Raw genomic sequence first — 12,969 nt, 5'->3', positions numbered from 1 at the left:
TATCGTGACATTTAATTTCGCTTTGCTAGACTCGATGCCAATAAGTCATTTATTGAGAATAGCAGCGATGAAAAAATTGACCTTACCAAAAGATTTTTTATGGGGTGGCGCGGTTGCCGCTCATCAGGTTGAAGGCGGCTGGAACAAAGGCGGCAAAGGGCCAAGCATTTGCGACGTATTGACCGGAGGCGCACACGGCGTGCCGCGCGAAATCACGCAGGAGGTGGTACCGGGTAAATACTACCCAAACCACGAGGCCATCGACTTCCACGGCCACTACAAAGAAGACATCAAGCTGTTTGCCGAGATGGGCTTCAAGTGCTTCCGTACCTCTATTGCCTGGACGCGCATCTTCCCGAAAGGTGATGAAACGCAGCCAAACGAAGAGGGGCTGAAGTTTTACGACGACATGTTCGATGAGCTGCTGAAGTACAACATCGAACCGGTGATCACCCTCTCCCACTTCGAAATGCCGCTGCACCTGGTGCAGGAATACGGTAGCTGGACCAACCGTAAAGTGGTTGATTTCTTTGTGCGCTTCGCGGAAGTGGTTTTTGAGCGCTACAAAAACAAGGTCAAATACTGGATGACCTTCAACGAAATCAATAACCAGCGCAACTGGCGCGCACCGCTGTTCGGCTACTGCTGCTCCGGTGTGGTCTATACCGAACACGAAAATCCCGAAGAGACCATGTATCAGGTGCTTCACCACCAGTTTGTGGCCAGCGCCCTGGCGGTGAAAGCCGCGCGCCGCATCAATCCGGAGATGAAAGTCGGCTGCATGCTGGCCATGGTGGCGCTCTATCCATTCTCCTGCAAGCCGGAAGACGTGATGTTCGCCCAGGAATCGATGCGCGAGCGCTACGTCTTTACCGACGTCCAGCTGCGGGGTTACTACCCGTCTTACGTCCTGAACGAGTGGGAGCGCCGCGGGTTCTCCATCAAAATGGAGGCAGGCGACGAGCAGATCCTGCGTGAAGGCACCTGCGACTACCTGGGCTTCAGCTACTACATGACCAACGCGGTGAAAGCGGAAGGCGGTACCGGCGATGCCATTTCGGGTTTCGAAGGCAGCGTGCCGAACCCGCACGTTAAGGCTTCCGACTGGGGCTGGCAGATTGACCCGGTAGGGTTACGCTATTCCCTGTGCGAACTGTACGAGCGTTACCAGAAACCGCTGTTTATCGTTGAAAACGGCTTCGGCGCCTACGACAAGGTTGAAGAAGACGGCAGCATCAACGATGACTATCGTATCGACTATCTGCGTGCCCACGTGGAGGAGATGATCAAAGCCGTTACCCACGATGGCGTGGATCTGATGGGCTATACGCCATGGGGCTGTATCGACTGCGTGTCGTTCACCACCGGCCAGTACAGCAAACGCTACGGCTTTATCTACGTGAATAAACACGACGACGGTACGGGCGACATGTCGCGTTCACGCAAGAAAAGCTTCGAGTGGTATAAGGGCGTAATTGCCAGCAACGGCGAGAAACTTTAACGCCGGGCGCCGTTACGCTTGATCCCCTCTCCCCTTTGGGGAGAGGGTTAGGTTAGGGATTTACTTCCCACCCGCCAGCTCAATAAAGCTCCCCGTCACGTACGACGCCTTCTCGCTCAGCAGCCAGACAATCGCCTGGGCGACCTCTTCCGGCTGGCCGCCGCGCTGCATCGGCAGCAACGATTTCACGCGATCCACTCGCCCCGGCTCTCCGCCGGAAGCATGGATATCGGTATAGATCAGACCCGGACGGACGCAGTTGACGCGAATGCCCTGCGCCGCTACCTCCAGCGATAAACCCGTTGTCAGCGAATCCACCGCCCCCTTGGACGCGGCATAATCCACATATTCACCCGGCGCGCCCAGACGCGACGCTGCAGAAGAGACATTCACTATCGCCCCACCCTTGCCGCCATGCCTGAAGGACATTCGTTTTACCGCTTCCCGGCAGCAGAGGAAGTAGCCCGTGACGTTGGTCGCCAGGACGCGGTTAATGCGCTCGGCGGAGAGATTTTCGATGGTGGATTGCTCAAACAGAATTCCCGCATTATTGACCAGCGCGGTAAGCGGCTCGCCTTCACGATCGATGCTGTCAAACATCGCCAGCACCTGAGCTTCATCACTGATATCTGCGCGGACGGCAAAGGCTTTACCGCCAGCTTCAACGATCTGGTTTATCACGTCCGTCGCGGCTTTAATGTTGTGATGATAGTTCACCGCCACGGTGTAGCCTTCGCGTGCCAGCTGGAGTGCGGTGGCTTTCCCAATGCCCCGGCTGCCGCCGGTCACAAGTGCAATGCCCATTCTCTTCTCCCAATAAAAAAGCCGGGTGGCGCCTTCGCCTTACCCGGCCTAGATTACTGCACCAGCGCGATTACTGGTATTCGCTCATCGGTACGCAGGAGCAGAACAGGTTACGGTCGCCGTAAACGTCATCGAGACGCTTCACGGTCGGCCAGTATTTGTTCGCCACGCCTGCCGGGAAGACCGCCAGCTCGCGGGAATAACCGTGGTTCCACTCAGCCACCATCTCGTGCTGGGTGTGCGGAGCGTTGACCAGCGGGTTATCTTCCAGCGTCCACTCGCCGTCCTGCACGCGGTCGATCTCCATGCGGATGGCCAGCATCGCGTCGATAAAGCGGTCCAGCTCTGCTTTGCTTTCAGACTCCGTTGGCTCAACCATCAGCGTACCCGCAACCGGGAACGACATGGTTGGCGCGTGGAAGCCGTAGTCGATCAGACGCTTGGCGATATCCAGCTCGCTAATGCCGGTCTGCTCTTTCAGCGGACGAATATCGAGGATGCACTCGTGCGCCACGCGGCCGTCGCGGCCGGTATAGAGCACGGGGAAGGCGGACTTCAGGCGAGTCGCAATATAGTTAGCGTTCAGAATTGCCACCTGGCTCGCCTGCTTCAGCCCTTTCGCGCCCATCATGCGAATGTACATCCAGCTGATTGGCAGGATAGAGGCGCTACCGAACGGTGCCGCAGAAACCGCGCCCTGACGGGTCAGCATGCCTTCAATCTGCACCACGCTGTGGCCCGGCACAAACGGCGCCAGGTGCGCTTTCACGCCGATAGGACCCATGCCCGGGCCGCCACCGCCGTGCGGGATGCAGAAGGTTTTGTGCAGGTTCAGGTGCGACACGTCCGCGCCGATAAAGCCCGGAGAGGTAATGCCCACCTGAGCGTTCATGTTTGCGCCGTCGAGATAAACCTGACCGCCGAACTGGTGCACCACTTCGCACACTTCACGGATAGTCTCTTCGTACACGCCGTGGGTGGACGGATAGGTCACCATGATGCAGGAGAGCTTGTCGCCCGCCTGCTCGGCTTTCGCGCGCAGGTCGACCAGATCGATGTTGCCGTTCTTATCGCACGCCACCACAACCACTTCCATACCCGCCATCTGGGCAGAGGCCGGGTTGGTACCGTGGGCGGAGCTTGGAATCAGGCAGATATCGCGGTGGCCTTCGTTGCGGCTTTCGTGATAGTGACGGATTGCCAGCAGGCCCGCATATTCACCCTGCGCGCCGGAGTTCGGCTGCATGCAGAGCGCGTCATAACCGGTCAGCTTCACCAGCCAGTCGGAAAGCTGGTTGATCATCATATGATAACCTTCTGCCTGCTCCGGCGGGCAGAACGGGTGCAGCTCGGAGAATTCAGGCCAGGTGATCGGGATCATCTCTGCTGCAGCATTCAGCTTCATGGTGCAGGATCCCAGCGGGATCATCGCCTGGTTCAGCGCCAGATCCTTGCGCTCCAGAGAGTGCATGTAACGCATCATCTCGGTTTCGCTGTGGTAGCGATTGAAGACCGGATGCGTCAGGATCGCATCATTACGCAGCATGCTGTCCTGAATGGAGCGGCTGTCGAGCGCGACCTCTTTGTCGAGCGCATCAATGTCCAGACCGTGCGCGTCACCCAGCAGCACGCTGAACAGGTTCAGAATATCGTCGCGGGTGGTGCTTTCATCGAGCGTAATGCCGACGGCGTTGTGGATGTCGCTGCGCAGGTTGATCTTTGCCGCGTCCGCGCGGGCCAGCACGGCCGCTTTGTCCGCCACGTCCACGCACAGGGTGTCGAAATAGTGGGTATGGCGCAGCTTAAGACCTTTTTGCTGCAGGCCGCAGGCCAGGATATCGGCCAGGCGGTGAATGCGGCTGGCAATGCGTTTCAGGCCAGCCGGGCCGTGGAACACGGCGTACAGGCTGGCGATGTTAGCCAGCAGCACCTGTGAGGTACAGATATTGGAGTTCGCTTTTTCGCGGCGGATATGCTGCTCGCGGGTCTGCATCGCCATGCGCAGCGCGGTATTACCGGCAGCATCTTTGGAGACGCCGATAATACGGCCAGGCATGGAGCGTTTGAATTCATCTTTCGCGCCGAAGAACGCCGCGTGCGGGCCGCCGTAGCCCATCGGTACGCCGAAGCGTTGCGCAGAGCCGAAGACGATATCCGCGCCCTGTTTGCCCGGTGCCGTCAGCAGCACCAGCGCCATAAAATCGGCAGCAACGCTAACAACCACCTTGCGGGATTTCAGCTCGGCAATCAGCGCGCCGTAGTCGTGAACTTCACCGGTGGTGCCCACCTGCTGCAGCAGCACGCCGAAGACATCCTGATGATCCAGCACTTTGTCAGCGTCATCGACGATCACGTCAAAGCCGAAGGTTTCCGCACGGGTGCGCACCACGTCCAGCGTCTGAGGATGCACGTCCGCCGCGACGAAGAAGCGGTTGGCATTTTTCAGCTTACTCACTCGCTTAGCCATCGCCATCGCTTCGGCGGCGGCGGTCGCTTCATCCAGCAGAGAAGCGGAGGCGATATCCATGCCGGTCAAGTCCAGCGTCACCTGCTGGAAGTTCAGCAGTGCTTCCAGGCGGCCCTGGGAGACTTCTGGCTGATAGGGGGTGTAAGCGGTGTACCAGCCCGGGTTTTCCAGCATGTTGCGCAGGATAACCGGCGGTAACTGCACGTTGGTATAGCCCATGCCAATGTAAGACTTATAGCGCTTGTTCAGGCCTGCGATGGCCTTCAGCTCCGCCAGCGCGGCGAATTCCGTGGTGGCTTCCCCCACCTGAGGCGGCGTGGCAAGCTGGATGTCTTTTGGCACAATCTGGCCGATCAGTGCGTTTAATGAATCCGCGCCAACTGTCTTCAGCATCTCCTGCTGTTGCTGAGCATCCGGCCCAATGTGACGTTCGATGAAGGCGCCACGGTTTTCAAGCTGGCTTAAAGTCTGTGTCATGAGCGATGGTTCCTGAAACGTGCAGTGAATGTGTTTTCTCCCTCTCCCTGAGGGAGAGGGCTGGGGTGAGGGTGTCGTCTGTTCCCCTCACCCTCCCCTCTCCGCAAAGGGGAGAGGGATAATGGCTTACTCGTCTTCTAACAGTGCTTCGTACGCGGTCGCATCCAGCAGCGCGGCAACCTGGGATTCGTCGCTGGCTTTGATCTTGAAGATCCAGCCGCCTTCATAAGGCTCGCTGTTGACCAGTTCCGGCGAATCGCTCAGCGCATCGTTGACGGCGACAATCTCACCGCTTACAGGGGCATAGATGTCAGATGCTGCTTTTACGGACTCTGCTACGGCGCAGTCGTCGCCCGCGCTAACGGTCGTGCCCACGTCAGGCAGGTCAACAAACACCATGTCGCCCAGCAGCTCTTGCGCGTGCTCGGTGATCCCTACGGTGTAAGTGCCGTCCGCCTCTTTGCGCAGCCACTCGTGTTCTTTGCTGTATTTCAGTTCTGCTGGCACATTGCTCATTGAAGTTCTCCTGATAAAAATGATTAGGCGACCGGCTTACCGGCGCGAACAAAAATCGGTTTGGTCACGTTGACCGGCATTTCGCGGTTGCGGATTTGCACCACCGCCGTTTCGCCAATGCCCGCCGGCACGCGTGCCAGTGCAATACTGTAGCCCAGCGTCGGGGAGAAGGTACCGCTGGTGATCACGCCTTCGCGATGATTGCCGTCAGCATCGGTAAAGCGCACCGGCAGTTCGCCTCGCAGCACGCCTTTTTCCTTCATCACCAGTCCCACCAGCTGTTCGGTGCCCTTCTCGCGCTGCATCTCCAGCGCTTCACGGCCAATAAACTCACGGTCAGCCGGTTCCCACGCGATGGTCCAGCCCATGTTGGCAGCCAGCGGAGAGACGCCTTCATCCATCTCCTGACCGTAAAGGTTCATTCCCGCTTCCAGACGCAGCGTATCGCGCGCGCCCAGACCCGCAGGCTTCACGCCCGCTTCCACCAGCGCACGCCAGAAATCAGCGGCCTTCTCGTTCGGCATCGCAATTTCGTAGCCGGCTTCACCGGTGTAGCCGGTGGTGGCGATAAACAGATCGCCCGCCTGCACGCCGAAGAACGGCTTCATGCCTTCGGTTGCTTTGCGCTGCTCGTCGTTAAACAGAGAGGCGGCTTTCGCCTGCGCGTTTGGTCCCTGCACGGCGATCAGCGACAGATCGTCACGGACGGTGATGTCGATGGCATAAGGTTCGGCGTGTTGGGTGATCCAGGAGAGGTCTTTTTCGCGGGTGGCGGAGTTTACAACGAGGCGGAAGAAATCTTCAGTGAAGTAATAAACGATAAGGTCATCAATCACGCCGCCCGAGGCATTCAGCATGCCGGTATAGAGCGCTTTGCCCGGCGTCTTCAGTTTGGCGACGTCGTTTGCCAGCAGATAACGCAAAAACTCCCGGGTGCGGCTACCGCGCAGATCGACAATCGTCATATGGGACACGTCGAACATACCGGCATCGGTGCGCACCGCGTGGTGCTCATCAATCTGAGAGCCGTAGTGCAGCGGCATCATCCAGCCATGGAAGTCCACCATGCGGGCGCCGCATAACACGTGTTGTTCGTACAAAGGAGTCTGTTGAGCCATCTTGTCCTCGTTGAAAAATTCACCGTGAAACCCGGTATCGGCCCCGCGTTCGGGCACCGACGCAAACGTTCTCTTTTACCTGAACTTACCACCGAAACCGGCGGTTAACCATAAGGCAAAATGGGTCATCACATTAGCTTATGACCAAAAAACGCTAAAAAGCCTACAGAGTTATTCACTGGAAAAATGCGATTAACCCCGCACAAAATTAACAATGCTCTAACAGGATTTAGCACATGGTGATATTTCGTGCGGAAAATCGGGCCGAATTTCCGTAACGAGAAAAATGCGACATTAGATTATCTAATGCGAAAAATGACGTGAAATTAGAATATTTCAAACGAGGGAATTTCCCCGGCGCAGAGGCCGGGAAAAGAAAGTGTGACAGGGATCTAAATTAACGCAGCCAGTCCGGCAGGTCGTTAAGACCCATCGCCTGACGGAGGAGTTGGGGCTTAACGCCCGGAAGGGTGTCAGCAAGCTTGAGGCCAATATCGCGCAGCAGTTTTTTCGCCGGATTCGCTCCGGCAAACAGTTCGCGGAAGCCCTGCATGCCAGCCAGCATCATCGCCGCGCTGTGCTTGCGGCTGCGCTCGTAGCGGCGCAGGTACAGATGCTGACCAATATCTTTCCCTTCGCGATGCAGGCGACGCAGCTCCTCAACCAGCTCCGCCGCGTCCATAAAGCCGAGGTTAACGCCCTGTCCGGCCAGCGGATGAATGGTATGCGCCGCATCCCCCACCAGCGCCAGACGGTGCGCCGCAAACTGACGCGCGTAGCGGCCGGTTAACGGGAATACCTGACGCTCGCTTTCAAGCGTGCACAGGCCAAGGCGGTTATCAAACGCCACGCACAGCGCCTGGTTAAAGGCGTCCGGCGTCGCCTCCTGCATCTGCCGGGCTTTCTCCGGCACCAGAGACCAGACAATCGAGCACAGGTGCGGGTCGCTAAGCGGCAGGAACGCCAGAATGCCGTCGTTGTGGAAAATCTGGCGCGCCACGCCGCCGTGCGGCTCTTCGGTACGGATCGTCGCGACCAGCGCGTGATGATGATAGTCCCAGAAGGTCAGCGGGATGTCGGCTTTATTCCGCAGCCAGGAGTTGGCACCGTCAGCACCGACCACCAGACGCGCGGTCAGCATGTCGCCGCTCTGCAGGGTGATAAATGCCTCGTTTTCGCCCCATGCCACCTGCTGGATCTGCGCAGGCGCAATCAGCGTCACGTCGCTGCACTGCTGTGCTTTCTGCCACAGCGCGTGGTGGATCACCGCGTTTTCAACGATGTGCCCCAGATGGCTATAGCCCATGCTTTCATCATCAAAAGCAATATGACCAAAGCTGTCCTTATCCCACACTTCCATGCCGTGATAGCAGCTGGCACGGTGCGCCACAATATCTGCCCAGACGCCAAGGTGCGTCAGCAGCTTTTCGCTGGCCGCATTGATCGCCGAGACGCGGAGTTCCGGCGGCGCATCCGGCGCAACGGGCTGGGGCTGCTTTTGCTCCAGCACCGCCACGCGCAGGCCGCTGCCCTGTAATCCACAGGCCAATGCCAGTCCGACCATTCCGCCGCCAACGATGGCGACATCAACATTTTGCACGATGATAACTCCTTAACGCGCGACCCAACCCAGGGTCCGCTGCGCCAGCACGTCACGTGCCGGAATGAATAGTTCCATCGCCATCAGCCCGAGGTTGCGGCCCGCAACCAGCGGTGCCCAGCGATTGGCAAAAAGATGGACCAGGCCATCGGTCACACCGATGGTGGCCTCTTTATCCGCCTGGCGGCGCTTCTGGTAATGACTCAGCACCGAATACGCCCCGCAGTCTTTTTGCTCGCCCCACGCCTGCGCCAGTGATTCGGCCAGGCTCATGACGTCGCGTAAGCCCAGGTTAAAGCCTTGCCCCGCGATGGGGTGAAGCGTCTGTGCGGCATTACCGACAAGCGCCAGACGATGGGAGACAGACTGAGACGCCGTGGTCAGCGAAAGCGGGTAGACCGTCCGCTTGCCTGCATGGGTAATACGCCCCAGCCGCCAGCCAAAGGCTTTCTGCAGCTCGGAACAAAAACGTTCGTCGGACCAGGCCTTAACCTCTTCCGCCTTATCCTGCGGATGACACCACACCAGGGAACAGCGCCCGTCCGACATCGGCAGCATCGCCAGCGGACCATGCTGCGTAAAGCGTTCAAACGCCCTGCCGTGGTGTTCAGCTGAGGTAGAGACGTTCGCAATGACCGCCACCTGCCCGTAAGGCTGCTGGCGCCACTCCACGCCACACTGGCTGCCGAGCGACGAGCGCGAACCGTCCGCGGCGACCAGAAGCTGGCCTTCAAGAACGGTGCCGTTTTCCAGCGTCACGCTAACCGACGCCTCACTACGGCTCACGCTGGCCACGCGCGCCGGACAATGCAGCGTGACGCCCGGCGCGTCCTGGAGCAGGCGGAACAGTCGCAATCCGACGTCGTGCAGCTCAACGACCTGACCCAGGGCATCAATCCGGTAGTCCTGCGCGTCCAGCGTGACAAAGCCAGCATGGCCGCGATCGCTGACGTGCACGGTACCGATCGCCGTGGCGCGGTCGGCTATCGCCTGCCAGATACCAATGCGCGAAAGCTGCTGGCAGGTGCCCTGCGCCAGCGCAATGGCGCGCGCATCAAAACCGGGGTGGTTTGACGCCTCTGGCGCAACGGCTTCCACCAGGTGCACCGGAAGCTGGCCCTGCGTCAAATGCGAAATGGCCAGCGCCAGCGTGGCCCCGGTCATGCCGCCGCCAACGATAATCACGCTCATGCGCGCGCCGCTGCCATCAGCGCCTCGATATCGTCAGCGTTTTTCACGACGCTGGCGGTCAGGTTTTCGTTACCGGTTTCGGTAATCACGATGTCATCTTCAATACGAATGCCAATCCCGCGGTACTCTTCAGGCACGTCGGCATCCGGCGCGATATACAGGCCCGGCTCCACGGTTAACACCATGCCCGGCTCCAGCACGCGCGAACGGTCGGTGCCGTACGCGCCAACGTCATGCACGTCCAGCCCCAGCCAGTGGCTCAGGCCGTGCATGAAATACGGTCGATGCGCATTTTCAGCAATCAGGGTGTCGACATCCCCTTTCATGATCCCGAGCCTGACCAGACCGGTAATCATGATGCGCACCACTTCGCCGGTTACTTCCTGCATGGAGGTACCGGGACGATACAGCCTGAGCGCCGTCTCAAGAGACTCGAGAACGATGTCGTAAATGGCGCGCTGTGCCGGTGAGAACTTACCGTTCACCGGGAAGGTACGGGTTATGTCCCCCGCATAGCCCTGATATTCGCAGCCGGCATCAATCAGCACCAGATCGCCGTCGCGCAGCGCGCTTTCGTTTTCGGTGTAGTGCAAAATGCAGCCGTTTTCCCCGCCGCCGACAATGGTGTTGTAAGAGGGATAGCGCGCGCCGTGGCGGTTAAATTCGTGGTGAATTTCGCCTTCCAGCTGGTATTCGAACATCCCGGGACGGCATTTCTCCATCGCGCGGGTGTGCGCCAGGGCGCTGATTTCGCCCGCACGGCGCATCACGTTAAGCTCCTCTTCAGACTTGAACAGGCGCATCTCATGCACCACCGGACGCCAGTCCGTCAGCGTGGCCGGTGCGGACAGGTTCTGGCGCGAGCCTTTGCGCAGCTTATCCAGCGCGGTGAAAACAATCTCATCTGCGTACGCATATTCGCCCTGCGCGTGATAGAGCACGTCGAGGCCGTTAAGCAGCTGATAGAGCTGCTGGTTGATTTCGCTAAACGCCAGCGCGCGGTCAACGCCCAGCTTCGCCGGTGCGGCCTCTTGCCCCAGGCGGCGGCCAAACCAGATTTCAGCAGTTAAGTCTCGTACGCGGTTGAAAATCACGCTGTGGTTGTGGGTGTCATTGCTCTTAATCAGCACCAGCACCGCTTCCGGCTCGTTAAAGCCGGTGAAGTACCAGAAATCGCTGCTCTGGCGATAGGGATATTCGCTGTCGGCGCTGCGCGTGACTTCGGGCGCAGCGAAAATCAGCGCGGCGCTGCCCGGCTGCATTTTCGCCAGCAGCGCCTGACGGCGGCGCGAATACTCTTGACTCGAGATAACCATGACACCCTCCTGTGCGTTATTTTTCTTAATGTAAGGTTGGCTTGCGGACTTCCGGGGCGGTCGGCTGTGAGCGCGTAAAGTTGTCGTGGCACAGCAGTGCCGCCACGCGCACGTACTCGATGATCTCTTCGAGAGACATTTCCAGCTCTTCTTGGTCTTCGTCTTCATCGTAGCCGAGCTGAGCGATATTACGCAGATCGTCGATCGCCTCACCCGCTTCGCCGGTCACTTTATCAAGTTTAGGCTGCGTCACGCCCAGCCCCAGCAGATAGTGGTTTACCCAGCCGGCCAGCGCATCGGCGCGATCGAACACGCTAACGTCGTCGCCTTCAGGCAGATAAAGCTGAAAAAGGAAGCCATCGTCTTCCAGAGAATCGCTGGTGGCGGCGTGCATTTTACGCAGCGCTTCCGCCAGCTCGTGACCAAACGCCAGTCCTTCATTCGTGAGGTCGTGGATCAGCGGCTGCCATGAGCTGTCGCTGTTTCCGCCGCACAGCATGCCACTGATCAGACCGTGCATTTCGGCAGGGGTTAAACCGACTCCCTGCTGGTTCAGTAACTGGTTTAAATCCTTGTAACCAGGCATTTCGTTCTGTATAGACATGAGCATTCGTCGTCAAAGGGGGGAAGTTTCATGATATGCTACCACTTTGGACCCTGGTGATACCAGAAAAGGGCTTGTATCTTCACATCAGGGTAGCTATAGTGTCGCCCCTTCGCAGCCCCCGGGGCCGTAAGCGAAGGCAGCGCAGTCAATCAGCAGGAAGGTGGCATGTCTGCACAACCCGTCGATCTCCAGATTTTTGGCCGTTCACTGCGAGTGAATTGTCCGCCTGAACAAAGGGATGCTTTGAATCAGGCTGCGGACGATTTGAATCAGCGGTTGCAAGATCTAAAAGAACGCACTAGAGTCACAAATACTGAGCAGCTGGTTTTCATCGCCGCGTTGAACATCAGCTATGAACTGACTCAGGAAAAAGCGAAGACCCGCGACTACGCGGCAAGCATGGAGCAGCGCATTAAAATGCTCCAGCAGACCATAGAACAGGCATTGCTTGATCAAGGTCGCAATCCCGAAAGACCGGGACCTAAGTTTGAATAACACTTCTCAGTTGACTATGGTAGAGTAACTGTGAAGACAAAATTTCTCTGAGATGTTCGCAAGCGGGCCAGTCCCCTGAGCCGATATTTCATACCACAAGAATGTGGCGCTCCATGGTTGGTGAGCATGCTCGGTCCGTCCGAGAAGCCTTAAAACTATGACGACACATTCACCTTGAACCAAGGGTTCAAGGGTTACAGCCTGCGGCGGCATCTCGGAGATTCCCTCTCTTTTCTTCTACCGACTACCATGACTCAATTCCCTGAAGTTTCTGCTTCACGCCAGGACATCCGTCAGCTAATTCGTCAGCGCCGCCGTGCGTTAACCTCCGATCAGCAAGCGCATTTTGCCCAGCAGGCCGCCGCCCGTATGATGGCGTATCCCCCTGTCTTGATGGCGCATACCGTTGCGCTGTTTCTATCGTTTGACGGCGAACTGGACACCCAACCGCTGATAGAGCAACTCTGGCGCGCCGGGAAGAAGGTCTATCTGCCGGTGCTGCACCCGTTTAGCGAGGGGAATCTGCTGTTTCTGCACTACCACCCGCACAGCGAGCTGGTAGTGAATCGCCTGAAAATCACCGAACCGAAACTCGACGTGCGCGACGTGTTGCCGCTGTCACAGCTGGATGTGCTGATTACGCCGCTGGTGGCGTTTGATGAACAGGGCCAGCGTTTAGGGATGGGCGGCGGTTTTTATGACCGGACGCTGCAAAACTGGCAGCAGTACGGGTTGCAGCCGGTGGGTTATGCGCATGATTGCCAGGGCGTGGAGGCATTGCCGGTGGAGAAATGGGATGTGCCGTTGCCGGCGGTAGTAACGCCGTCGAAGTTGTGGGAATGGTGAAATAGGCTCGTAGCCTGATGCCCTCTCCCAC

At 58.3% G+C, this 12,969-nt stretch carries 11 protein-coding genes and 1 other RNA gene; 4 read left to right on the top strand and 8 right to left on the bottom strand.

Features of this window, described 5'->3' with window-relative positions; all coding sequences use genetic code 11:
- Positions 1 to 67: 67 nt before the first annotated feature.
- On the top strand, positions 68 to 1,501 hold the full coding sequence (gene bglA, locus F0319_RS20550) for a 6-phospho-beta-glucosidase BglA (protein ID WP_115876233.1): 1,434 nt from the start codon (positions 68 to 70) through the stop codon (positions 1,499 to 1,501).
- A gap of 60 nt (positions 1,502 to 1,561) precedes the next feature.
- Here the strand turns inward: bglA and F0319_RS20545 are convergent, their stop codons facing one another.
- The 8 genes from F0319_RS20545 to F0319_RS20510 all read right to left on the bottom strand — a co-directional run bounded on the left by F0319_RS20545 (position 1,562) and on the right by F0319_RS20510 (position 11,594).
- Positions 1,562 to 2,305, bottom strand: a complete 744-nt coding sequence (locus F0319_RS20545) for an SDR family oxidoreductase (RefSeq protein WP_111963207.1) — start codon at positions 2,303 to 2,305, stop codon at positions 1,562 to 1,564.
- Between the two features lie 70 nt (positions 2,306 to 2,375).
- Positions 2,376 to 5,249: an aminomethyl-transferring glycine dehydrogenase gene (gcvP, locus tag F0319_RS20540; protein WP_149367667.1), complete on the bottom strand. Its 2,874-nt coding sequence runs from the start codon at positions 5,247 to 5,249 to the stop codon at positions 2,376 to 2,378.
- Between the two features lie 126 nt (positions 5,250 to 5,375).
- Positions 5,376 to 5,765, bottom strand: coding sequence for a glycine cleavage system protein GcvH (gcvH, locus tag F0319_RS20535; RefSeq protein ID WP_008499718.1), 390 nt, complete (start codon positions 5,763 to 5,765; stop codon positions 5,376 to 5,378).
- 23 nt (positions 5,766 to 5,788) lie between these two features.
- The gene (gene gcvT / locus F0319_RS20530) at positions 5,789 to 6,883 is read right to left on the bottom strand and encodes a glycine cleavage system aminomethyltransferase GcvT (RefSeq protein WP_133295114.1); all 1,095 of its coding nucleotides are present in this window, start codon (positions 6,881 to 6,883) and stop codon (positions 5,789 to 5,791) included.
- Between the two features lie 397 nt (positions 6,884 to 7,280).
- Complete coding sequence (gene ubiI, locus F0319_RS20525) at positions 7,281 to 8,483, bottom strand: FAD-dependent 2-octaprenylphenol hydroxylase (protein WP_111963210.1); 1,203 nt, start codon at positions 8,481 to 8,483, stop codon at positions 7,281 to 7,283.
- 12 nt (positions 8,484 to 8,495) lie between these two features.
- Positions 8,496 to 9,674 carry a 2-octaprenyl-6-methoxyphenyl hydroxylase gene (ubiH, locus tag F0319_RS20520; protein WP_149367666.1) on the bottom strand — a complete coding sequence of 393 codons (1,179 nt, stop codon included), beginning with the start codon at positions 9,672 to 9,674 and terminating at the stop codon, positions 8,496 to 8,498.
- Positions 9,671 to 10,984, bottom strand: coding sequence for a Xaa-Pro aminopeptidase (gene pepP / locus F0319_RS20515; RefSeq protein ID WP_149367686.1), 1,314 nt, complete (start codon positions 10,982 to 10,984; stop codon positions 9,671 to 9,673). Before pepP ends, ubiH begins: the two co-directional genes overlap by 4 nt.
- Positions 10,985 to 11,015: 31 nt before the next feature.
- Positions 11,016 to 11,594, bottom strand: coding sequence for a YecA/YgfB family protein (locus tag F0319_RS20510; protein ID WP_029739212.1), 579 nt, complete (start codon positions 11,592 to 11,594; stop codon positions 11,016 to 11,018).
- Positions 11,595 to 11,762: 168 nt separating this feature from the next.
- On the opposite strand from F0319_RS20510, the gene zapA reads away from it, so the two are divergent.
- From zapA to F0319_RS20495, 3 genes are all read left to right on the top strand, one after another.
- Positions 11,763 to 12,092: a cell division protein ZapA gene (gene zapA / locus F0319_RS20505; protein ID WP_006811891.1), complete on the top strand. Its 330-nt coding sequence runs from the start codon at positions 11,763 to 11,765 to the stop codon at positions 12,090 to 12,092.
- Between the two features lie 41 nt (positions 12,093 to 12,133).
- A non-coding RNA gene (ssrS, locus tag F0319_RS20500) (6S RNA) lies at positions 12,134 to 12,317 on the top strand.
- Positions 12,318 to 12,341: 24 nt separating this feature from the next.
- Positions 12,342 to 12,938, top strand: coding sequence for a 5-formyltetrahydrofolate cyclo-ligase (locus F0319_RS20495; protein ID WP_149367665.1), 597 nt, complete (start codon positions 12,342 to 12,344; stop codon positions 12,936 to 12,938).
- Positions 12,939 to 12,969: the final 31 nt, after the last annotated feature.

The sequence above is a fragment of the Enterobacter vonholyi genome (assembly GCF_008364555.1).
In the GTDB taxonomy this organism is placed as follows: domain Bacteria; phylum Pseudomonadota; class Gammaproteobacteria; order Enterobacterales; family Enterobacteriaceae; genus Enterobacter; species Enterobacter vonholyi.
This window is presented reverse-complemented; position numbering and strand designations above follow the sequence as displayed.